The 22,074-nt window shown below is 68.9% G+C and carries 24 protein-coding genes; 11 read left to right on the top strand and 13 right to left on the bottom strand.

All coding sequences use genetic code 11. The features are described from left to right. The 6 genes from ON30_RS15750 to dop all read right to left on the bottom strand — a co-directional run. The coding region (locus tag ON30_RS15750) for a helix-turn-helix transcriptional regulator (RefSeq protein ID WP_157183750.1) at window positions 1-630 on the bottom strand (630 nt) is incomplete at its 3' end. Window positions 631-747: 117 nt separating this feature from the next. Beyond that, window positions 748-2,106, bottom strand: coding sequence for a Pup--protein ligase (gene pafA / locus ON30_RS15755; protein ID WP_218006267.1), 1,359 nt, complete (start codon window positions 2,104-2,106; stop codon window positions 748-750). Between the two features lie 221 nt (window positions 2,107-2,327). Then, complete coding sequence (gene prcA / locus ON30_RS15760; RefSeq protein WP_040707956.1) at window positions 2,328-3,128, bottom strand: proteasome subunit alpha; 801 nt, start codon at window positions 3,126-3,128, stop codon at window positions 2,328-2,330. Then, entirely contained in the window at window positions 3,125-3,967 is an 843-nt protein-coding gene (gene prcB, locus ON30_RS15765) for a proteasome subunit beta (RefSeq protein ID WP_051029416.1), read from the bottom strand. Before prcB ends, prcA begins: the two co-directional genes overlap by 4 nt. Window positions 3,968-3,981: 14 nt before the next feature. After that, complete coding sequence (locus tag ON30_RS15770) at window positions 3,982-4,176, bottom strand: ubiquitin-like protein Pup (RefSeq protein ID WP_014351559.1); 195 nt, start codon at window positions 4,174-4,176, stop codon at window positions 3,982-3,984. Window positions 4,177-4,402: 226 nt separating this feature from the next. Next, window positions 4,403-5,902 carry a depupylase/deamidase Dop gene (gene dop / locus ON30_RS15775; protein WP_040707958.1) on the bottom strand — a complete coding sequence of 500 codons (1,500 nt, stop codon included), beginning with the start codon at window positions 5,900-5,902 and terminating at the stop codon, window positions 4,403-4,405. Window positions 5,903-6,166: 264 nt separating this feature from the next. Here dop and ON30_RS15780 point away from each other — a divergent pair, with 264 nt between their 5' ends. The 4 genes from ON30_RS15780 (at window position 6,167) to ON30_RS15795 (ending at window position 8,819) form a co-directional block, all read left to right on the top strand. Next, window positions 6,167-6,865, top strand: a complete 699-nt coding sequence (locus tag ON30_RS15780) for a hypothetical protein (protein WP_040707959.1) — start codon at window positions 6,167-6,169, stop codon at window positions 6,863-6,865. A 173-nt stretch (window positions 6,866-7,038) separates the two neighbouring features. Further along, window positions 7,039-7,908 carry a helix-turn-helix domain-containing protein gene (locus tag ON30_RS15785; protein WP_245554070.1) on the top strand — a complete coding sequence of 290 codons (870 nt, stop codon included), beginning with the start codon at window positions 7,039-7,041 and terminating at the stop codon, window positions 7,906-7,908. Between the two features lie 17 nt (window positions 7,909-7,925). Then, complete coding sequence (locus tag ON30_RS15790; protein WP_040707995.1) at window positions 7,926-8,225, top strand: DUF6412 domain-containing protein; 300 nt, start codon at window positions 7,926-7,928, stop codon at window positions 8,223-8,225. A gap of 123 nt (window positions 8,226-8,348) precedes the next feature. Then, on the top strand, window positions 8,349-8,819 hold the full coding sequence (locus ON30_RS15795) for a YidC/Oxa1 family membrane protein insertase (RefSeq protein WP_040707961.1): 471 nt from the start codon (window positions 8,349-8,351) through the stop codon (window positions 8,817-8,819). A 115-nt stretch (window positions 8,820-8,934) separates the two neighbouring features. Here ON30_RS15795 and ON30_RS15800 read toward each other — a convergent pair whose 3' ends face one another. The 4 genes from ON30_RS15800 to ON30_RS15815 form a co-directional block, all read right to left on the bottom strand. Beyond that, the gene (locus ON30_RS15800) at window positions 8,935-9,768 is read right to left on the bottom strand and encodes an SDR family NAD(P)-dependent oxidoreductase (RefSeq protein WP_040707963.1); all 834 of its coding nucleotides are present in this window, start codon (window positions 9,766-9,768) and stop codon (window positions 8,935-8,937) included. A 74-nt stretch (window positions 9,769-9,842) separates the two neighbouring features. Continuing rightward, complete coding sequence (locus tag ON30_RS15805) at window positions 9,843-10,649, bottom strand: SDR family oxidoreductase (RefSeq protein ID WP_040707965.1); 807 nt, start codon at window positions 10,647-10,649, stop codon at window positions 9,843-9,845. After that, on the bottom strand, window positions 10,646-11,323 hold the full coding sequence (locus tag ON30_RS15810; protein ID WP_051029407.1) for a hypothetical protein: 678 nt from the start codon (window positions 11,321-11,323) through the stop codon (window positions 10,646-10,648). Before ON30_RS15810 ends, ON30_RS15805 begins: the two co-directional genes overlap by 4 nt. A 44-nt stretch (window positions 11,324-11,367) precedes the next feature. After that, entirely contained in the window at window positions 11,368-12,360 is a 993-nt protein-coding gene (locus tag ON30_RS15815; RefSeq protein WP_063719889.1) for an alpha/beta hydrolase, read from the bottom strand. Between the two features lie 144 nt (window positions 12,361-12,504). Here ON30_RS15815 and ON30_RS15820 point away from each other — a divergent pair, with 144 nt between their 5' ends. Both ON30_RS15820 and ON30_RS15825 read left to right on the top strand, forming a co-directional pair. Further along, entirely contained in the window at window positions 12,505-13,131 is a 627-nt protein-coding gene (locus ON30_RS15820) for a TetR/AcrR family transcriptional regulator (RefSeq protein WP_040707966.1), read from the top strand. A gap of 97 nt (window positions 13,132-13,228) precedes the next feature. Beyond that, window positions 13,229-14,755 carry a flavin-containing monooxygenase gene (locus ON30_RS15825; protein WP_051029410.1) on the top strand — a complete coding sequence of 509 codons (1,527 nt, stop codon included), beginning with the start codon at window positions 13,229-13,231 and terminating at the stop codon, window positions 14,753-14,755. Window positions 14,756-14,834: 79 nt separating this feature from the next. Here the strand turns inward: ON30_RS15825 and ON30_RS15830 are convergent, their stop codons facing one another. Then, window positions 14,835-15,578: a nuclear transport factor 2 family protein gene (locus ON30_RS15830; protein WP_040707968.1), complete on the bottom strand. Its 744-nt coding sequence runs from the start codon at window positions 15,576-15,578 to the stop codon at window positions 14,835-14,837. Between the two features lie 478 nt (window positions 15,579-16,056). Here ON30_RS15830 and ON30_RS36155 point away from each other — a divergent pair, with 478 nt between their 5' ends. The 5 genes from ON30_RS36155 (at window position 16,057) to ON30_RS15855 (ending at window position 21,559) form a co-directional block, all read left to right on the top strand. Further along, on the top strand, window positions 16,057-16,365 hold the full coding sequence (locus ON30_RS36155; protein WP_051029411.1) for a hypothetical protein: 309 nt from the start codon (window positions 16,057-16,059) through the stop codon (window positions 16,363-16,365). Between the two features lie 249 nt (window positions 16,366-16,614). Continuing rightward, window positions 16,615-18,450, top strand: a complete 1,836-nt coding sequence (locus tag ON30_RS15840; protein WP_245554071.1) for an FAD-dependent oxidoreductase — start codon at window positions 16,615-16,617, stop codon at window positions 18,448-18,450. 28 nt (window positions 18,451-18,478) lie between these two features. Then, the gene (locus tag ON30_RS15845) at window positions 18,479-19,672 is read left to right on the top strand and encodes a hypothetical protein (protein ID WP_245554072.1); all 1,194 of its coding nucleotides are present in this window, start codon (window positions 18,479-18,481) and stop codon (window positions 19,670-19,672) included. Between the two features lie 334 nt (window positions 19,673-20,006). Beyond that, window positions 20,007-20,369 (top strand): nucleoside/nucleotide kinase family protein, encoded by a 363-nt coding sequence (locus ON30_RS38480; protein ID WP_281004732.1) that lies wholly within the window; start codon window positions 20,007-20,009, stop codon window positions 20,367-20,369. Further along, window positions 20,366-21,559 carry a B12-binding domain-containing radical SAM protein gene (locus tag ON30_RS15855; protein ID WP_085999341.1) on the top strand — a complete coding sequence of 398 codons (1,194 nt, stop codon included), beginning with the start codon at window positions 20,366-20,368 and terminating at the stop codon, window positions 21,557-21,559. Before ON30_RS38480 ends, ON30_RS15855 begins: the two co-directional genes overlap by 4 nt. On the opposite strand, the gene ON30_RS41100 is transcribed toward ON30_RS15855, so the two are convergent. Next, window positions 21,556-21,717, bottom strand: a complete 162-nt coding sequence (locus ON30_RS41100; protein ID WP_245554073.1) for an NUDIX hydrolase — start codon at window positions 21,715-21,717, stop codon at window positions 21,556-21,558. The genes ON30_RS15855 and ON30_RS41100 overlap by 4 nt on opposite strands. Continuing rightward, on the bottom strand, window positions 21,714-22,019 hold the full coding sequence (locus ON30_RS15860; RefSeq protein WP_245554074.1) for an NUDIX domain-containing protein: 306 nt from the start codon (window positions 22,017-22,019) through the stop codon (window positions 21,714-21,716). The genes ON30_RS41100 and ON30_RS15860 overlap by 4 nt, the downstream gene beginning before the upstream one ends. Window positions 22,020-22,074: the final 55 nt, after the last annotated feature.

Here is a 22,074-nt window from a genome sequence, read left to right on the forward strand (position 1 = left end):
GAGCCGGAAACTGCGCATCGCGTCCCGGTCGCGGTCGTGCCCGACCAGATACCAGCGGCCGTGCCTGGTGACCACGCCCCACGGTTCCACATCGCGCATGAGATAGGGCGCGTTGACCGCGCCCCGGTGTTCGAATCGCACCGCCTGACCGGCGTCGATCGCCGCGAGCAGTTTGCCCAGCACCGGTTCGGAGCCGCGGGTGCGGGCGGGCACCGCGGGCACCGAGGCCACCGCCGCGTCGGTCTCGACGTGCACGCCCGCCGCGCGCAGCTTGAGCAGCGCGCCGTCGGCCGCCGCCGACAACTCCGGGGACTCCCACATCTGCACCGCGACGGCGACCGCGGCCGCTTCCTCGTCGGTGAGCTCGATATCGGGCAGTTCGTAGGCGTCGCGGTTGATCCGGTAGCCCTCGACCGAGGAGTAGCGGCCCACCGGGCCGACCTCCAACGGGATCCCCAGATCGCGGAGTTCGTTCTTGTCGCGCTCGAACATCCGGCTGAACGCCTCGTCGCTAGCGGACTCCTCGTACCCCGCGACACTGTCCCGGATCCGCTCCGCGGTCAGAAACTGCCGGGTCGACAGCAGCGCGATGACCAGATTCATCAGCCGCTCGACCTTGGATATCGCCACCCGATAGAGGGTAATGCGCCCCGCAAGCGGCGCGCGCGGCGGCGCGCTGTTCGAATGCCGGACACCGGCGGGTCCGGTCCGGGAGTCGTCGTCGCCGACGACCCCGGACCGGTGCGACTACATCGAGGCGATCAACCGGTCGACGCGCTCGTCCACCGAGCGGAACGGGTCCTTGCACAGCACCGTGCGCTGGGCTTGGTCGTTGAGCTTGAGGTGCACCCAGTCGACGGTGAAATCGCGACCGGCTTCCTGGGCGGCGGTGATGAAATCGCCGCGCAGCTTGGCCCTGGTGGTCTGCGGCGGGGTGTCGACCGCGGCGTCCACGGCCTCGTCCTCGGTGATCCGCTTGGCCAGACCCTTGCGCTGGAGCAGGTCGAACACCCCGCGTCCGCGCTTGATGTCGTGGTAGGCCAGATCCAGCTGGGCGATCTTGGGATCGGACAGCTCCATCGAGTAGCGATCCTGGTAGCGCTGGAACAGCTTGCGCTTGATCACCCAGTCGATCTCGGTGTCGACCTTGGCGAAATCCTGCGCCTCGACCGCGTCCAGGGTGCGACCCCACAGGTCCACGACCTGGTCGATCTGCGGGTCCCGGTCCCGGTTGCGCAAGTGCTCGACCGCGCGGGCGTAGTACTCGCGCTGGATGTCGAGGGCGCTGGCCTGCCGCCCGCCCGCCAACCGGACCGGACGCCGCCCGGTCAGGTCGTGGCTGACCTCGCGGATGGCCCGGATCGGGTTGTCGAGGGCGAAATCGCGGAACGACACTCCCGCCTCGATCATCTCCAGCACCAGCGCCGCCGTGCCGACCTTGAGCATGGTCGTGGGTTCGGCCATGTTGGAATCGCCCACGATGACGTGCAGCCTGCGGTACTTCTCCGCGTCGGCGTGCGGTTCGTCACGGGTGTTGATGATGGGGCGCGAGCGGGTGGTCGCCGAGGAGACGCCCTCCCAGATGTGCTCGGCGCGCTGGGACAGGCAGAACGTGGCCGCCTTGGGCGTCTGCAACACCTTGCCCGCACCGCAGATCAACTGTCTGGTCACCAGGAACGGCAACAGCACGTCCGAGATCCGGGAGAACTCGCCCGCGCGCACCACGAGGAAGTTCTCGTGGCAGCCGTAGGAGTTGCCCGCGGAGTCGGTGTTGTTCTTGAACAGGTAGATGTCGCCGCCGATACCCTCTTCGGCCAGTCGCTGCTCGGCGTCGATCAGCAACTCCTCCAGCACCCGCTCACCCGCGCGATCGTGGGTGACCAGCTGATGCAGGTTGTCGCATTCGGCCGTGGCGTACTCCGGATGCGAACCGACGTCGAGGTACAGCCGAGCACCGTTGCGAAGGAACACGTTAGAGCTACGGCCCCAGGACACCACCCGGCGGAACAGGTACCGGGCAACCTCGTCGGGGGACAGCCGACGGTGACCGTGGAAGGTGCATGTCACACCGAACTCGGTCTCGATCCCCATGATTCGTCGCTGCACATCATCGACATTACAGCCATGACCGGCTCTCGCGGGGGGCTGCGGACAACACCGACGCATACGTCTTCACAACGATTCGGCACGATTTGTCGGCTTTTCCGGGGTTTCACCGGGCGATTCCCCCGCCGCGGGCCTGCCGCGCACCCGGTGTCACAAATACGGCGGACCCGCGTCGGAACCGGCGAAACCACCGTATTCCGGACGCGGGTCCGAAGAGTTTACTACTCGGTCGCGGAGTCGTCCGCGGCCGGGGCCGACTCGGCCGTGGCCGGGTCGCCGCCGGTCGCCTCGGCGCCTTCGGCGGGGGTCTCGCCCTCGCCCAGCAACCGCCGCAACTGCAGCGCCGAGATCCGGCGGAAGGCCCGACGCGGGCGCGCCTGCTCCAGCGTCGCCACCTCCAAGGAGGCCACGCCCAGCGTGCGCTTGTCCTTGTCGGCGGTCTCCGGGATGCCCGCCTGCAACGCCTTGACCGCGACCCCGATGGCCGCCGACAGGTCCAGCCCCGCGGTGTAGGACGACTTGAGCGCGGTGAGGATGGGTTCGGTGGTACCGCCCATCACCACGTATTCGCGCTCGTCCACGATCGACCCGTCGAAGGTGATCCGGTAGAGCACCGACTGGCTCGCCTGCTCCGGATAGCCGATCTCGGCGATGCAGATCTCGACCTCGTAGGGCTTGAGCGAATCGGTGAAGGTCGTCCCCAGCGCCTGGGCGTAGGCGTTGGCCAGCGCACGACCGGACACATCGCGCCGGTCGTACTGGTATCCGCGCAGGTCGGCCTGGAGGATGCCGCCCCGGCGCAGGCTCTCGAACTCGTTGTACTTGCCCACGGCCGCGAACCCGACGCGGTCGTAGAGCTCACTCACCTTGTGCAACGTCGCCGACGGATTCTCCGCGACGAACAGCACACCCTTGTCGTACACCAGCACGATGACGCTGCGACCCCGAGCGATGCCCTTGCGCGCGAGCTCGGTCTTGTCGCGCATGATCTGCTCGGCCGACGCGTAGTACGGCAGCGTCATGCGGTGGCACTCCCTTCCTCGGCGGCCGCCCGGTCGGCGACGATCGCGCGGGTGATCTCCTCGAGGCGCGCCTCGTCGACCTCCTCGGCCCCTTCCTCGGTGATGAGGACGGCCGTGGGGTAGATGCCGCGCACCAGATCGGGCCCGCCGGTGGCGGTGTCGTCGTCGGCGGCGTCGAACAGCGACTCCACCGCGATGCGCAGGGCCCGCGCGTCGTCGAGTCCCTTGGTGTACAGCTTCTTCAGCGAGGTCTTGGCGAACATCGACCCGGAACCCACGGCGGTGTAGCCGAAACGTTCCTCACTGCGCCCGCCGACCACGTCGTAGGAGATGATCCGGCCCGCGCGGTCGGGGTGGGTGGCGTGCTCGTCGTAGCCGACCAGCACCGGCACCACCGCCAGGCCCTGCATGGCCGCGGCGAGGTTGTCGCGCACCATCTTCGACAGCTTGTTGGCCTTGCCGTCGAAGGTCAGCGAGATGCCTTCGATCTTCTCGTAGTGCTCCAACTCCACGGCGAACAGCCGCACCATCTCCACGGCGATGCCCGCGGTGCCCGCGATGCCCGCCGCGGAGTAGGTGTCGGTGATGTACACCTTCTCCATATCCCTGCTGGCCAACAGGTTTCCCTGGGTGGCCCGCCGATCGCCGGCGATCAGCACGCCGCCGCGGAAACTCACCGCGACGATGGTGGTGCCGTGCGGGGCCAGGTCCTTCGCGACGGCGCCACCGGGAAACCCGGTGGCGTCGGCGGCGAACCTGTTGCCGGGCAACAGCTCCGGTGCGTGCGAGCGCAGGTGTTCGGTGAAGGAGGAGAGTGCGTGCCCCGCGCGGAGCCGCATCGGATCACCTGCGGTCACTGGCCACCCTTCTGCACGTACGCGCGGACGAAGTCCTCGGCGTTCTCCTCGAGCACGTCATCGATCTCGTCGAGCAGGTCGTCGGTGTCCTCCGCCAGTTTCTCGCGACGTTCCTGACCGGCGGCGTCGACACCCTCCGGGCCTTCGTCCTCGTCGCCGCCCCCGGCGCGCTTGGTCTGCTCTTGTGCCATGGCAGCCGACCTCCTCTGTTCGAGGGCGGCGCCACCGGGCCCTACGCGGTTGCGCAGGCTCTCGCCTCCGGGTCCGCCTCGCGCCGCCGTGTCCTCATCATGACCGAAGCTCGAGTATGAGCACTGCTCCGATCATGAGCAATGTTCGGTGCTCGTTCCACAACCCTACCCAGCGCGGCCGACACGATGGCGATTCTGTGTCGAAATCGCCACGCCGGGCGGGGCGTCACTGGGTGAGCTGCTCCACCAGTTCGGCGGCGCTGTCGACCCCGTCGAGCAGCTTGCCGACATGCGATTTGGTGCCGCGGCGCGGTTCCAGGGTCGGGATGCGCACCAGCGAGTCACCGCCCAGATCGAAGATCACCGAATCCCAGCTCGCCGCCGCGATGTCGGCGCCGAAACGGCGCAGGCACTCGCCGCGGAAGTAGGCGCGGGTGTCGGTGGGCGGCTTGGTCATGGCCTCGAGCACCTGCTGCTCGGTGACCAGGCGTTTCATCGACCCGCGGGCCACCAGGCGGTTGTAGAGGCCCTTGTCCAGGCGCACGTCGGAGTACTGCAGGTCCATCAGGTGCAGTTTCGGCGCGGCCCAGCCCAGGCCCTCGCGGTTGCGCATGCCCTCGAGCAGGCGCAGTTTGGCCGTCCAGTCCAGCAGGTTCGCCGTCTCCATCGGATCGCGTTCGAGCAGGTCCAGCACCATGGCCCAGTTGTCGAGGATGTCGCGGGCGCGCGGGTCGTCGTTGCCCTCGCGGTCCATGAACTTCGCGACCCGCTCGTGGTAGAGCCGTTGCAGGGCCAACCCGGTCAGCTCGCGGCCGTCGGAGAGCGCGACCGCGGTGCGCAGGGTCGGGTCGTGGCTGATCTGGTGCACCGCCGTCACCGGACGGGCCAGTTGCAGATCCGAGAGATCCTCCCCCGCCTCGATCAGGTCCAGCACCAGCGCGGTGGTGCCGACCTTGAGATAGGTCGACATCTCGGCCAGGTTCGCGTCGCCGATGATGACGTGCAGCCTGCGGTACTTGTCGGCGTCGGCGTGCGGTTCGTCGCGGGTGTTGATGATGCCGCGCTTGAGGGTGGTCTCCAGACCGACCTCGACCTCGATGTAGTCCGCGCGCTGGGACAGCTGGAAGCCCGCGCTGTCGCCGGACTGGCCGACGCCGACGCGCCCGGAGCCGCTGATCACCTGCCGGGAGACGAAGAACGGCGTCAGGCCGAGGATGATCTGGTTGAACGGGGTGTCGCGGCTCATCAAGTAGTTCTCGTGGGTGCCGTAGGAGGCGCCCTTGCCGTCGACGTTGTTCTTGTACAGCTGCAACCGGGGCGCGCCCGGCACGCTCGAGGCGTGGCGCGCGGCGGCCTCCATCACCCGTTCGCCCGCCTTGTCCCAGATCACCGCGTCCAGCGGATCGGTGACCTCCGGCGCGGAGTACTCCGGGTGGGCGTGGTCGACGTAGAGGCGCGCGCCGTTGGTGAGGATCATGTTGGCCGCGCCGACCTCGTCGGCGTCGATGACCGGTGCGGGACCGTTCATGCGGCTCAGATCGAATCCGCGCGCGTCGCGCAGCGGCGATTCCACCTCGTAGTCCCACCGGGTCCGCTTCGCGCGCGGCACGCCCTCGGCGGCCGCGTACGCGAGCACCGCCTGGGTGGAGGTCAGGATCGGGTTGGCCGCCGGCTCCGTGGGGGTCGAGATGCCGTATTCGACCTCGATACCGATGATGCGCTGCATGCCATCGAGCCTAGGCGAACGAAAGCCGCGTTCTCCCGAGGGTGCTGGATGTCTCCCGGCCGGGCGCGCCGTGACCCGGGCACGCACCGGTATCGGCGCGGACGGCGGCGAACACGAGTAGCGCGGTACTCGTGTACCGCGGGCGCGCGGCCGCGAAGCTGGGGCGGCGTGGTCATCGCGGACACGCGCTCACCCCCACCCGCATGCGGCGGCGAGCGACCCGCGAATCGGCCGCCGCGCGACGGAAAGACGGAGTAATCACCGATGAAAGCCGCGGTCCGGGCGATCTGGCTGCCGTTCAATGTCCCCTTGGAGGGCCGAGTTCCCTGGATGTATCTCGATGTCCGCGGTCGCGTCAGCACCGCGGTCGGCGTCACCCTCGACGACACGGCGCGCGAATTCGCCGAACCCACCGCGACCGAGCGCGCCGGGTCGCTGGCGGCCTCGCGGCGGTTGCCGTGGCGGCACGGGACGCGCGGCCGGTTCGCCGCCGATCCGGCCGTCGACGCCGCCTGGGACATCGTCAAGGGCCGCCGCGATCTCGCGCGCGGCGGCTGTCGCCGGTTCGAACGGCTCACCGACCTGCGGTTGACCGCGGCCGCGATCGACCGGGTCGTCTTCGAGCGCCTCGACCGGTTCGAGGCGTTGCTGCGCGGCCGGATGACACGCGATTTCGACGGCTCGGTGACGCTGCCCTACGCGCGGTTCGACAGTTGGCCCGCCGACGCCCAACTCGGTGCGCTGAGCATGTGCTGGATCGCCGGTCCCGCCTTCGACTTTCCGCGTTTCGCCGAGGCGGCCCGCGAGCGCGACTGGTTGCGCTGCGCCGCGGAGTGCCGGATCAACCCCGAGGTCGGCACGGTGACCCGGCGCAACGATCGCGACCAGGAGTTGTTCCGCAACGCCTTCCGCGTCGAGCGCGACGGCCGCGACCCCGAGCAGTTGCTGTTCACCCTGCCGTGACCGCAACGGCCGCCGCGCAATCGGGGGCGCAAGCCGGGTGGGCGGCCCGCCGGAAACGATCATCGGGAATTCCGGATCGGGTGCGGCGAAACCCGCACCGCGACGGTGCCGCACCGATAGTCTCGGCGGTGGATCCGAACACGGATTCGCGTGTCACCTGCCGGGAGCGTCCGATGGAGAAGGCTCTGGTCACCGAAGGAGTGTCGACGGTCACCGAAGGAATGTCGACGGTCACCGAAGGAATGTCGACGACACCCCGCGAACCGGGCGGCACACCCACGCCCGACGAGTACCGTTGCGCGACAGCCCTGCTGCGGCCCGGTCTGCTCGCTTTCGGCGGCGCGATCGCCGAGACGACGCTGCACGCCCATCACGCCGTGCAGATCCTCACCGCGTCCACGCCGCTGACGGTCATGGACGCCAGCGGTGTGCACCACCACGGCACCCTGCTCATCGTTCCCGCCGACGCGCCGCATCGCATCGACGCGGGCGCGGCCGACGGCGCGGCGCTCTACCTCGATCCGGAGACGGTCGCGGGCGCGGCCGCGGATCGCCGCGCGCACACCGACGGCTGGACCGGCCGCGGCCGGCTGCCCGCCGCCGCGCAGACCCGGCACACTCTCACCGACCGGGTGGAGACGATCGTCGCGGACCTGCGCGGGGACCTGCCCCGTTCGACCGCGCGGCACAGCGCCGTCACCGAGGCGCTGCGGATGCTGCCCGGCCTTGTCCCCGACCGCACGGTGCGCGGCGCGGATGTCGCTCGGCGCGTCGGGCTCTCGCCGACCCGGTTGTCGCATCTGTTCGCCGCCCAGGTCGGTCTGCCGTTGCGCCCCTACATTCTCTGGCTGCGGTTGCGGCTGGCGGTGATCCGGGTGCGCTCGGGCGACGATCTGGCCGCGGCGGCCGACGCGGCGGGCTTCGACGACAGCGCCCACCTGACGCGCACCTGCCGTCGCACCTTCGGCTTGTTCCCGACCGCGTTGGATTCCGACGACCACTGGGATCTCGACGACGACTCCTGGGAGTGCGACGGGCGCTGACCCCGTACGCTGAGAGCATGTTCCAGCGGGTTCAGGTGACGGCCTACGCGATCCTCGCGTTGCTGCTGCCCGCGCTCGCCCTCTTGACGAACCCGTCCGCGGATTCCGCCGCGCTGGCCGTTCTCGGCGCGTTGGCCGTTTCGACGGTCGTCCTGGCGACGATGCCGCCCGGCGTCGTCGGGGCCGCGCCGCCCGTCGCGCACGCGGGCCCGCCGTCTTCGGCACGCCGCCGCAGGCGCGGCAGCTATCTGCGCCAGAGCAATCCCGACACCGCGGGACGTCCCCGACCGAGAGCACCGGGCGCGGTCGCGCGCTGACGACGTCGATCCGGCGTCGTCGGCCCGTCGCCGACCTCGTCCGTCCCGTGCCGTCCCGGCACGCGGTCCTTCGACCGCACCGCCACCCCGTCGCATCTGCCGTTCCAGGCCATCGCGACCCCGATGACGCCCGAGCAGAACGCCGCGACGGCCAACTACGTCTTCGACCCCGAGCAGGTGCGCTCGTTCCTCGACGCCGACCTGTTCGGCGCGCCGCTCTCGGCGACGCTCGCGGGCAGTCCCGGCGCGGCGGTGGCGGTCGTCTCGATCGCGCTGATGCTGATCGCGGCGGTGGCCACCCACCTGACCGCGCGGATCGCGGTCGCCCGACAGGACAGCGACACACCACAGGCACGCGTCATGAACTCGATGACGCTGTGGGTCTTTCCCGCCGGTGTCCTGGTCGGCGGCGCGCTGCTGCCCGTGGTGATCCTGCTGTACTGGGTCACCAACAACGCCTGGACCGTGGCCCAGCAATTCTTGATCTACCGCAAGGTCGACGCCGAGTTCGCGACCGCGCCCCCGCCCGTGGTCCGCACCGCCACGGCACCGAAGCCGGGGGTGAAACCGCGGCGCGCCCGTCGCCGTCGCTAGCGGGTCGCGGTGTCGCGGGTGCGCAACGCCTTGCGCGGCCGGTTCGGGCCACTTCGCGGGTCCACGAACCGCCGCGGCCGAGAATCATCTGCCGTCGAAGAGCTCGGCGAGGCCGTCAGTTCCCGGCGGTGGGGAACACCCGGCCGACGGCCAAGGAGACGACGCGCTGATAGGAGGAGCCGAGCAGGCGGACGAGGACGTCGGCTACGTAAGCGTCGGGGCCGACGAGGATCTTGGGTCTGCCCGCGGCGGCGCCGTCGAGGATGGTGCGGGCGGCGCGTTCGGGGCTGGTGCGGGCGATGACGTCGAACAGGCGGGCCAGACGCTCGACTTCGGCGGTGTCGGTGCCGGTGGCCTTGGCGGCGATGGCGGTGCGCACGCCGCCGGGGTGCACGCTGGACACGGTGACCGGGTGGCCCGCGGCGAGCATCTCCAGGCGTAGCGATTCGGTGAATCCGCGGACGGCGAATTTGGCCGCGTTGTAGGCGCTCTGGGTCGGTGCGGCGAAGAGTCCGAAAATGCTGGAGGTGTTGGCGATGCGACCGTGGCCCGAGGCGATGAGGTGGGGCAGGAAGGCTTTGGTGCCGTGCACCACCCCCCAGTAGTCGACGTCGAGAACGCGGGCGATGTCTTTGATGTCGCTGTTCTCGATCGTGCCGACGAAGCCGATGCCCGCGTTGTTGAACAGGTCGTGCACGACGCCGAATTCGGCGAGGACGCCCTCGGCGAAGGAGAGCATCTGTTCGTATTCGGCGACGTCGACGACCGCGGTGTGGACCCGGTGGCCGTGCGCCCGACACCGCTCGGCGGTTTCACCGAGCCCGTCGGCGTCGAGGTCGCACAGTGCCACGTGCGCGCCGCGGCGCGCGAGTTCGATCGCGAGCGCGCGGCCCATTCCCGAGGCGGCTCCGGTGACGACCGCGACGTGTCCGCGGTAATGGTCGGACATGGTTCTCCCGTAGGTGGTTTCGAGGCACGGCGGCCCGGGTGCGGCGGATGACGATACCCGCCTCGGGTTTCGGGTCAGTGTCGGATGCGGTCGAGGTAGGCGCTGCGCTGACGCTGGTCGTATTGTCCGGGTTCCCGGCCGACGAATCGGCGTTTCACCGCGCGCAGAGCGGTTTCGGGGACGCCTTGTTCGACCGTGCCCATCGGCGCGAGCCAGCGGGGGATGGTGACTTCGGCACGGCGGTGGCGGACGGTGTCGACGATCGCCGCGCCGACTTCTTCGGGTTGCAGAGTGGGTTGCAGTCGCAGATTCACCCCGGAGGTGAGTTCGGTGTGCACGGCGGCGGGCATGACCGTGGTGACGCTCACCCCGGTGTCGGCGAGTTCGGCCCGCACCGCCCGGGACAGCGCGCCGACGGCGAATTTCGACGCGCAGTAGACCGCCGCGCCGGGCGTGGTGACCTTGGCGGCCATCGAGGCGACGTTGACGATGTGGCCGCGGCCGCGCGCCACCATGCCCGGCAGCGCCAGGCTCATGCCGTTGATCACCCCGCCGACGTTGATCGCCATCTCGCGGTGGTGTCCGGCCAGGTCCAGGTCGAGGAACGGGGCCAAGCGCATGATGCCCGCGTTGTTGACCAGGATCTCGACCGGCCCGGACGCGCCCGCGGCGATCAGGAATTCGGCGAAGCCGCTGGGGTCGGTGACGTCGAGATACGCGGCGTGCCCGCCGATCTCGGCGGCGGTCGCCTCGGCGGCGGGCAGGTCGATGTCGCCGATCCAGACCCGCGCGCCGCGCGCGGCGAGGGCGACGGCGGTGGCGCGGCCGATCCCGCGCGCCCCGCCCGTGACACACGCGACGGCGCCTTCGAGCCGGATCACCGGTCCACCTCCCGCAGCGGGGCGCGCAGCGCGAAGTAGCCGATGGCCCGCACCTCGCCGGCGCGGGAGGTCATCGACGCGCGGCCGAGATACACCCCGGGGACGAGTTCGACGAGTTCGTCGCGGATGCGATCCATGGGCACCACACCACTGGCCGGGGTGCCGAGAGAAGGATCGGTGTAGCTGACCGCGGCGACCAGGTTGTGAGGCGGCAGCACGGCGGGTTCGATCCGGTAGCGGAATCGGAACCCGTGATACACCTCGCCGGACTTCTCCCAGCCCCGGTACCGGGGCACTACCACGCGCAGCGCGGCGTAGGCGAGGCGGTTGAGGCGATTGTGCCCGGTCGCGGTGGCGGCGTCGAAACTCTTGCCGACCCACCCCGGTTGGACGGCGACCACCGGATTGAGCAATGCCGCCTCGGGGATGCCGAACAGCTTGCCGGCGATCATGCCTTCGTAGTCGCCGTCCAGTTCCGGCGCCGCGCCGCGGGCGAACAGCGCCGCCAGCAGATCGCGGTCGTCGGCTTCGGAGGCCGCGCGCAGGTAGTCCCAGCAGGCGGTGGCGGCGCGGGCGGGCGCGGCGGCGGCCAGTTCGCGTAGTTCGTCGAGCAGCGAGAACGGGTGGGCGACCGCGGTTTCGCGGCCTCGTTCGGGTGAGGTCCGGGTGGGCATCGGGGTCCTTTCCGCTGGGGAAGACAGGGGTATCGGTAGGGAGTTCAGGCCGCCGTCGTGGCAGCGGCGGGGTGGAGGTGTTCGCGGGCGAAGCGGGCGATCTCCGCGGTGAGCGCGCGACTTTCGGGCAGGTACGGGAACACCACGGGGAAGGCGTGGATCTGGCCGTAGAACAGGTGCAGTTCGCACGGAACGCCCGCGGCGGTGAGCAGTTCGGCCATGACTTCGGAGTCCGGGCGCAGGAATTCGTCGTCGCAGGCGACCAGCATCGTCGGCGGCAGCGTTGCCGGGTCGCCGTTGACCGGAGACAGCGTCGAGTCGATGCGGCCATCGCGGGCGCAGCCCAGTTCGGCGATGCGGGTGAAAGCGGCCAAGGGAAGGTATGCCTCGGTGTCGGCGTTGGCGTGGGCGAGTTTGGCCGTCAGATCGAGGTCGAGCCACGGACTGATCGCGACCACCGCGCCCGGCCTGGGTAGGCCGGCCTTCGCCACGGTCAGCGCGGTGCTCACCGTCAGGAACCCGCCCGCGGAGTCGCCGGCGAACACCACCGAACCCGGCGGCGCGCCGCGCCCGAGCAGCCACCGGTAGGCGGCCACGCAGTCGCTCACCGACTCCGGGACCGTCGCCGCGGGCAGATACCGGTAGGCCACCTGCACCACGGGCAGACCGGTGCTCGCCGAGAGTTCGGCGGCGAATCGGCGATGGGTGTGCGTCCCGCCCGCCACGAAACCGCCGCCGTGCAGGTAGAGGACCGCTCCCGCGCCGAAGCCGTCGCCCACGCCCGCGGCCCGCACGATCTCGCAGCGCACCGTCCCCGCCGCGACCGCCTCGACGGTCACCGCGGTCCGCACCGGCAGCAACCGCGCGCCCAGGTCGATCAGGGCCGTCGCGCGCAGCACCGGCGGGGAGAGCGAGATCCGGCGCAGGACGGGGCGCACCAGTTCGCGCACCGCCGCGGTCGCCACTCGTGACCGCAGGCTGGGGTGACGACGCGCTCCGGGGCCGAAGTGGTGGCGGGCACGGGTGGTGGAGGTCATGCGAATCACCTTTCCGGGGCCGGACGTGCGAGGCGCGCCGTCGGGAAATCAACAAGGTGAAACGAGCGTTTCATGTTGAAACGGCCGATGTCAATAGTGGGCGGAATGCCCGCACATCCCGGGCGCGATGGAAGGATCACCCCCATGAGCACTCCGAAGCTGTGGCGCGGGCAGACGCTGAAGGACCGCTCGCTGGATCGCCGCGAGCAACTGCTCGACGTCGGCGAAGAACTGCTCGGCACGGGCGGGGCCGCCGCCGTGACGACCCGCGCGGTGATCCGCCAGGCCAACCTGAGCCCGCGCTACTTCTACGAGACGTTCGACACGCGCGAGGACCTGATCGTCGCGGTCTACGACCGTGTCGAGGCCCGACTCTTCGAGCGCATGCGCGACGTCCGCATCGAGGGCGGTCTGCGCGCCGCCATCCGGGAGATCTTCGAGATCTGCGCGCGGTACTTCGAGGAGGATCCGGCCCGCGCCCGCATCCTGTTGCGCGAACCGCTCGGCGACGAGACCCTGCACCGCCACGCCGCCGACCGCGCACCGGTCTTCCTGCGCATGCTGATCCCGATCCTGGGCGCCGAAGCGGGCGCGCTGGTGCCCACCGCGGACGAGGACCTGGCCATGGCCGCCGCCGCCCTGAGCGGAACCTTGATCTCGCTGTATCTGGAATGGGTCGACGGACGCTTGGGCGTGGACCGGGAGCGATTGGCCGAGGTAGCGGTCGCGTCGGTATTCGCCCTGCTCGAGGCCGTGCAACGCCGCGAGTGAGCACTCCGGCCTTGACAGGGGCGGCGCTAACTTGAAACATTCGTTTCATCTTGAAACGGATGTTTCTCCTATCGCCGACCCGAAAGGGGTTCCGCCGATGACCGTCGAACCCACCGCGACACCACCCCGCGCCCCGCACGTCGCCCCGGACCGCCACATCGTGATCGTCGGCGCGGGCATCGCCGGCATCGGCATGGCGATCCTGCTGCGCCGCAACGGCATCGAGGATTTCACCATCCTCGAACGCGGCGACGACATCGGCGGGGTCTGGCGCGACAACGTCTACCCCGGCGTCGGCGCCGACGTGCCCTCGTTCACCTATCAGTTCTCCTTCGAGAAGAACCCGCACTGGTCGCGCCTGTTCCCCGAGGGGCGCGAGATCAAGTCCTACCTCGACCACTGCGTCGCCAAGTACGACATCGCCCGCCACCTCGAATTCGACACCGAAGTGCTGCGACGACGCTGGTCCGAGGACGAGCGGGTCTGGCACGTGCGCACCGACAAGGGCGAATTCACGGCGCGCTACGTCATCAGCGCCCTCGGCCCCTTCGTCAACCCGCGCACCCCGGCCATCCCGGGCCTGGCCGAGTTCACCGGGACGGTCATGCGATCCCAGCACTGGGACCACGACCGCGACCTGAGCGGAGCCCGCGTCGCCGTCATCGGCACGGGGGCCAGCGCGGTGCAACTGGTCCCCGAAATCGCCGGAACCGCGGCGCATCTCACCGTATTCCAACGCCGACCCATCTACGTGCTGCCCAAACTCGACCTGTCGGTGCCCCGACCGGTCCAGAAGGCGATCGAAACCGTGCCCGGCGCGCAGAACGCGCTACGGTTGGCTTTCGCCGCGCAGGTCGAGGTCCTGCTGGTCGCCGTGGCCGCCTACGGCAAGACGATGACACCTTTGGCACGCGGACTCTCCGCCGCCAGCCGCGCCCTGCTCTTCGCCCAGGTACGCGACGCCGAACTACGCGAAAAACTCACCCCCGACTACGATTTCGGCTGCAAACGCCCCAGCGTCTCCAACGCCTGGTACCGCACCTTCGCCCGCGACAACGTCAACCTGGTCACCGACCCCATCGAGCGCATCACCGCCACCGGCGTGCGCACCGCGGACGGGACCGAACACCCGGTCGACGTCCTGGTCCTGGCCACCGGGTTCCACTTCGCGCACGAACCGGTCAACTACCGGATCTCTCCGGTCGAGACCAGCGACGGATTCGACCTCGCCGACTTCTTCGAGACCGAACCCCTCCAGTCCTACGAAGGCGTCAGCCTGCCCCAACTGCCCAACGCGTTCTCCCTGTTCGGCCCCTACTCCTGGTCCGGCGGTTCCTACCACTTCATGGTCGAGACCCAGGCCAACCACATCATCCGAGTCCTGCGCGAAGCCGAACGCCGCGGCGCCGAACGCGTCGCCGTCCGCCCCGACGCCAACGCCCGATTCCTCGAATTCGTGCGCGCCAAGGCCTCGAATTCGCTACTGGCCGTCAGCAATTGCGCACCGGCCAACAGCTATTACTTCGACCACCACGGCGACTTCAGCTCGCTGCGTCCCACCACCGGCCTCCAGGCGTGGTGGACCAGCCGCCACTTCCCCCTCGAGGACTACAGCTACGCCTGAGCGCCCCCGCCCTCCGACAGCCCCGACGAAACGGCCCCCGGGAAGCGACAACGCTTCCCGGGGGCCGCTGCGCTGTGGTTCAGCCGCCGAAGCGCTGCCGGAATTTCTTGGTGGCCGCGGGAATCCGCGAGGCGGCCATCAGGGTGCGGAAGGGCCAACTGTCGTCGCGGGGCAGGATGCCCGCGCGCTGCACGCCGTCGAGGAAGTCGTAGAGGGTCTCCCCCTCGGCCATCAGGCCGTCGGCGTTGAAGTGGTAGCGGTCGACGGCGGGAGCCTGGATGAAGCGGCCCGTGCCGTACACGGTGGGGGCCGACTCGTCGTAGGGGTAGAACCGCAGCGGGCCGCTCCAGTGACCGCTGCCCATGTAGCGGATCACCGTGCGCACGGTGCCGTCCGGTTGCACATCGATGTAGACCTGATCGGGCAGCGGATCGTAGCGCCAGTCGGGGATGGCGTCGAAGAAGGCGAAGTTGTACTTCACGAATTCGTCGATCCCGACGATCGTGCGACCGAAGGTGGTGACGTCGGTGTAGCGGACATCCTGGGCGTACAACTCGTCGTTGACGCTCATGTCCCGCACCAGGAAACTCCACCAGTACTTCTTGGCCCAGGTCATGACCCACGACAGGTCACGGTCGTGCCGTTCGGACAGATAGTCGAGCTTCTTCGCGAAATCGTCGAACCACTGCCGGGTGGTCTCCTGCAACTCCGTCTCCGGAATCGCCCTGATGGGCACCGCGCGATTGGATTCCAGGAATTCCGGGACCGGGCGGGCCAGACGCGGCTGCGCCAGCGCGCGGTGGAACTCGTCTTCGTCGTACATCGGCACTCCTCGTCGGACCGGTCCGTAGCGGATCGACCAGAATCTTGAATCAAATGATTCATCTGTAGTCGGGCGATGTCAATCGGCCGTCCACTCTCCGACACACCGGTCTCCGATGTATCCTCCCGACCGGGCCGTCCCTGCCGCGTCTGGAAGCCACCGCCGAGCGACTGCGCGCGGTAACGGAAATCCTCGCCCGACACAAGGATCGGCGCGCGAGTTTCGCCCTCGGTCTCGACGCGCTCGAACAGTTCTCGGTTCTGTCGCTGCAACGTCGGGAGTCGGCGTTCGACGACCCCGACTACGCCCACCGGCTCAGCATCGAGGTGATGCGCCAGTTCCTGGTCAACCTGCACGGCGAATTCGCCTCCGGCCCCGTCGAACCCCGCTGGGCACGCCATTTCGAGCCGGCCCGCGACTGCGACGTCTCGATCGGACGCGTCACGATGGCCGGATACAACGCCCATTTCAGCATGATATGCCGCACGCGGTGGCCGCGATCGGCTCCGCGCCCGCGAATCGGCGCGACTATTTCACCGTCCTCGACACCATCGCGCGAGACCGGCACGTCATCGTCGCCCCGACCGAGGCGGTATTCGGCGAGGCCGTCCGTCCGCCGCTCGAGCGACTCGCGGGCAACGGGCTCGTGGGGCTCGGCTTCACCAACGTCAACGCTCTCAATTTCGCCAACGGCCTCGCCCTGCGGAGCAGAATCCTCAACGGCGTCACCGAAGCCCAGATCACCCTGGTGTGGCGGGCCGTCGACACAGCCGTTCAGGTCCTCTGAGACGGCTCGATTCCACGGTCCCCGGCCTCGGCGCAACCGGGTGATACGAGCGCGAGTTCGGCTGTGACCGGGCTCTCCTCGCAACTCGCGGGCGAATACGCCGCATGCGAAATCGCGATGAACAAAGTTTCTTCCCGATGAAATCTTCTCGATTCCCTTTACGGGCGAGAGACTTTCACGCGGTCGATCTTGACTCGGCGATCGGACGTCACGATCGTCTATGAAAACCGACCGCTCGACATTTGAGGGATGCGTATGCCACCGGCTCGCCGGAACGACCACCACGTCTCACGACGCCGGATCCTGCGAGGCGCGGGCGCTCTGACAGTGGCCACCGCCGCGTCGACCCTGCTCCCCCGGCCCGCCGCCGCGACGCCGACCGGGCGCAGGGTCGCGATCTTCGGCGCGGGCCCCGGCGGCATGAGCATGGCACACGAGATGGCCGAACGCGGATTCCAGGTCGAGGTCTACGAACGACTGTCCCGCCTCGGCGGCGGCGTCCGTTCCTACGTCACCCCGGGAGGCGGCACGGACGGGCGGCCGTCGCTGCCCTACACCTGCGGCGGTCACTTCTTCCTGCCGGGCTACGCCGCCCTGCCGAATCTGTTGCGGCGCATACCGACCGGTGACGGAGGCAGCATGATCGACCGCCTCACGGTCTCCTCGCACGGCATGACCGGACTGGGTTTCGGCGTCAACGGCACCCTGCTCGGTCTGGGCGTGCCCACCTCGCCCGATCGGCTCGCCGATTTCTCCCTCGACCAGGTGCTCGACTCGGTGCGCGGCCTGCTGGCGCCGCGTTCGGCCACCTGGCCCACCGACGCCCCCTTGCTCGCGAGCAAGGTCGCGGCCTGGGTCACCAGCGGTCCGCTGCGCCGCGCCGGACAGTTGGAGTTCCTCGATCTCGAGAACGGCTTCTTCCGCGCCGACCTGCTCTCGCCGACCGCGCACACCCTGATCCGCGACCTGTGTCAGACCACCTCCAACGACTCCCCGACCACCGGCCTGAACGCGCTGACGATGCTGACCTCGGTGGTCGACCAGAACATGAGCATGGCCGCGGGTCGCCTGGGCCCCGACAACTCCGGCCCGAGCGGACTGCTCATGGACGGTCCCGAGACCGAGGTCTGGTTCGACCCGTGGGCGCGCCACCTGGAAAGCCTCGGAGCCACCTTCCACACCCGGCGCACCGTCACCGAACTGGCCGTCGACAACGGACGGATCACCGGCGCCACCGTGCAGGACGAGAACGGCGCGCAACACCGCGTGGAAGCGGACTGGTTCGTGCTCGCGATGCCGCCGGACCGCCTCGCCCCGCTGATCAGCCCCGCGCTGGTGGCCGCCGATCCCGAACTCGCCGACATCGGACGCCTGCACCTGTCGGCGGAATCCGGTTTCGAGCTCTTCTTCCGCGATCACGTCGACACCCTCGGCGGCCAGGTGACCAACCGGGACGTCGGCGACGGCTGGCTGCTCACCCTGGTGGGCATGTCGGAGATCTGGGACCTGGACCTGCGCGACCACGGCGACGGTCGAGCACGCGGAATGCTGTCGGTGGAGTTCAACAACCACCCCTACTACGACTCCCCCGGCCCCACCTACCGCAAACCGATCCGCGCACTCGGTCACGACGAGGCTTTCGCCGAGATCCGCAGGCAGATCATCGAGGGATTCCCCGGCGGCGACAAGCTTTTCGCCGGGGACAATTTTCTCGGCTGGCGCCCGCACCCCACCCTGAACTGGGATGCGGGCACGGGCTGGACCGTGCCCGATCTGCGCACCGCCTCCGCGCCCGGAACCACCCGCTATTTCCCGCGTCAGGCCCGCGCCGTCCCGAATCTGTTCCTCGTCGGCGGTCACACCGCGACGCCGTTCGGACTCGACTGCATGGAATCGGCGGCGTATTCGGCCTGCGTGGCCACCAACGCGCTGCTCGAGCGGGCCGGCATCGACGCCCCCGTCGCCGCGCTCCCCTTCACCGGGATCGGTCCGGAATTCGCGCGCGAACGCGAACAGGACGACGCGCTGTTCCGCGCGGGCCGACCGAACATGTTCGACACCATCGCACCAGCCCGCATGCCGTAATCCGTTCTCCCGCACGGAAGTGACAACCATGGTCCGTCCCCGCCTCGCCTGCGCCGTCCTCGCCGCGGCGATCCTGCCCCTGACCGCGTTCACCACCCCCGTCGCCACCGCGGACGCACCGATCCCCGAATGGCAGAAATACGAACCGCGCAGCTACGACAGCGGCGACCAGCAGCCGAGCGGACACCCGATCCGCGTCGCCACGCCGCGGGACTCGAACCTCGAGGCCCACGACGGCGACATGGTCGCGTCCTGGTGGCTGCTCAAGGACCCGCGCGCCCCGCAGCGGGCCTTGATCCTGCTGCAATTCGAGTTCGACTGGCAGCAGCCGCGCCGGATCGGCGACAGCGCCGACATCAACTGGATACTGATCGACGAGACCAACGCCGCCACCGCGAAATTCCCGTTCCGCAACGGCATCCTCGACCTGGCGGGCGGGCTGCCGGCCGGGGCCGCCCGCGAGCGGGTGCGGATCGACGGACAACCCGGCGTGCGGGGCGCCGACTACGCCATCGACCACATCCCCGACGCGAACAGTTGGCGGGTCCGCGCCCGGAGTTCCGCCGCCACCGCGGAATTCTCCGTCGACGAAGTCGTGCCCGGCTCCTACGGCCCCTACTTCGGCCCCGGCGGAGACCTCCAGGCCACCAATATCGCCGTGGTCGCCAACAGTCGCGCCACCGGAACCGCCCGGATCGGCGAGAAGGTCTACGACCTGAACGGCTGGCGCGCCCAATACTGGCGGATGAACTTCCCCGACCTGCAACGCACCCAATTCGACCCGGATCACGCCTGGGGCGGTTGGGAATGGATTCACACCTTCGAACCCGACGGCGGCTACAGCGAATTCCAGGGCATCATCGACGCCGCGGGCGAATTCCGCGGCTACATGATCGACGGCCGCCCCGGAGACATCCGGATCTGCCGCCGCGTCGACGTGCGCTTCGGCGACTACGCGTGGGGCAACTCGATGTACGGCGACGTCACCCCACCCTTCCAGCGCTACACCATTCCCGGCGCGATCACGGTGACCTGCGCCCCCGGCCAGGGACCGTCCATGGAAAAGACCTTCTACCCCGACAGCCGCGACTACTTCGATATCGGCCACTTCACCTACACCGAAATGCCCGTCCACACCGTCCCAGGCTCCATGGGCTCCTACGAACACATCCGCCTCGGCGACTACCGAGCCGAGAAATACCGCGAGGGCCGAGGCGAATAGCCGCGAGCACTGCCCGACCGGGCAGCGAGCCGCCGCGTGGTCGCTATGGGTCCCGTGAAAAGCTAGGGTGTATCGAGGTCGACCTGTCCGTTGTCGGGAATCGTATCCCGCCTGCTCCGCCCCGAGCGCCGACTCACTTCGGTACGTGGACATCGAGAAGTATTTCCAGCGTTGGATTTTCATCCCTTCCGACCAGAACAGGAAGAAGATATACCCAAGGGAAGAAACGACTGCGACCGTCGCCGGCCGAGACGCCGGGGAGGTGCGGGCAGGGGGAACGACATGACCGACGTCGCGATAGGCGTAGAGACCGATCGGGAGCCAGGCCACTGAGATCGAACCAGCCCTCACAGCCGGAGAGGTGGTGGTCTGTGATCGCTATCTGCCCTCGTCATTGGTGTTGCAGGTTCTCGACGGAGTCGCACCGCGGACCGTGTGGGCACTCAATGAGGGTGTTCGGGTTCCGCACCTCGCGGTGTTCTTGCGCGCCGATGCCGACATCCTCACCGAGCAGGTGCTCACGCGAGGCGCGCACAACCGGTTCGAACGGGTCGCCGATTTCGCCGTCCGTGAACTGGCTTTGTTCGCTACCGTCGCCGAGGAACTGGCTGAGCAGGGGTGGCCGGTCCGGGTGATCGACTGCACACGTCTGTCATTGCCCGAGACCGCCTCCGCCGGCCACGCTGGGTCGGGATGAATCTGCTGGCACCCACCTACGAGATCTCGGCGCGGATCGTCGACGGTCTGGCCGACGACATCCGCGTCATGCTCGGCGGTCACCAAGCCAAAGCCATGCCCACCCGGATTCTCACCGACCCGCGGATGCGCCGATGCGACGCACTCGTGATCGGCGAAGCGGAAACACGAGTGGTCGAGCTACTCGCCGACCATCGCACCCGCTCCCAGCTTCCCGGGGTGATGTGGCTGGACCCGATTCTGAAGACACCGGTGACCGGTGGAATCCCCGGCATGAGTCACCACTTGGCGCCTCCGGTCGATGAGCTGCCTTTCGTCGACCGGCAATACCTCTGCCAGGACCCGCACTTCGACGACGGTCGCTGGGAAGCGAACATGGTCGGCGCCCGCGGGTGCCCCTACAACTGCTCGTTCTGCGGGGCCGCCGTCAGCGCAAACCCCGACATCACGATCCGCGTCCGACGCCCGGACAACATCCTCGCCGAAATGCACGACCTCCGTGAAATTCTCGGGGTGACCGCCTTCCGGTTCGTCGATGACCTGTTCCTCGGGGCCCGCCGCGTCATCGAGACCATGATGGAGGGGTTCACCGCCGAGCATGTCGGCGATTGGGCGCGTTGGGACGCCACCGGGCGCGTCAACGTCCTGCACCGCGCCTCCGACGCGACTCTGGATACGCTCGCCGACAACGGGCTGCGTGAAGTCGCGCTAGGGATCGAATCCGGCAACGAAGCCATGTTGCGCCACATCGACAAACGCATCACCCCTGGAATGGCACTGCGTGTGGTCGAGCGCCTGCTCGACCGAGGCATCGGCGTCAAAGGCTATTTCATCCTCGGTTTTCCCGACGAGACCATCCAGCAGATCAGTGACACCGTCACCCTGATCCACCGACTCTGGGACGCAAGCGAGCACCGGCCGGGCCGGTTCCGGGCCTCGGTATTCGAGTTCCGGCCCTACCCGGGCACCCCGGACTGGACCCGGTTGATGGGCAGCGGCCGCTACACCCCCGAACAACTGCTCGATTACACCGCGGTCGATCTCACCGACGGAGGCGTCGACGAGAGCATGTATGGGCGCGACGAATTCAACTTCTCCGTCGGAATCCAACTCTCGCGCGCACCGATCAGCCACGTCCGCGACCAACTCGCCCGGCTCAGCCGCGCCCAATACGAACGGCTGCGTAGCTAGACGGCGACCGGCACCCAGCCGTGCTCGCTGAACGAGGCCGCCGCGCCGTCGAGGAACGCCCGGATACCCACTGCCGGGTACTCGATCACATCCCATTCGTCCACCCGATCCAGCGCCGCCCAGCAGACCGCGGCGCATTTGTCCGGTTCCCTGTTCATCGGCTCACCGGCCCACCGGCCCACCGGGCAGCGTGCAAGAAGACTCCCAGCCGCGGTTCCGGACCTGATCCCGCGACGTGAGCGACATGAACCACCCGCAGGTCAGCCGGATCGATCACCACACCGACCTCCTCGAGCGCTTCACGCGCGGCCGCGGTGGTGATCGACTCCGAGGCGTCGAGTTTGCCCGAAGGGACATGCCATCGGCCCGAGAACGCGTCGTTCCCGGACCGCTGGGTGAGTAGGAGACGGTCACCGTCGACGAGCAGGACATGGACGTCGATCAGATGACGGTCGGCCATCGGGCAACTCCTCGCGAACGGCGGCAGTGACCCGAGAGACTACGTCATGGCCGAG

This window comes from Nocardia takedensis NBRC 100417, from assembly GCF_000308695.1.
Taxonomy (GTDB): Bacteria; Actinomycetota; Actinomycetes; order Mycobacteriales; family Mycobacteriaceae; genus Nocardia; species Nocardia takedensis.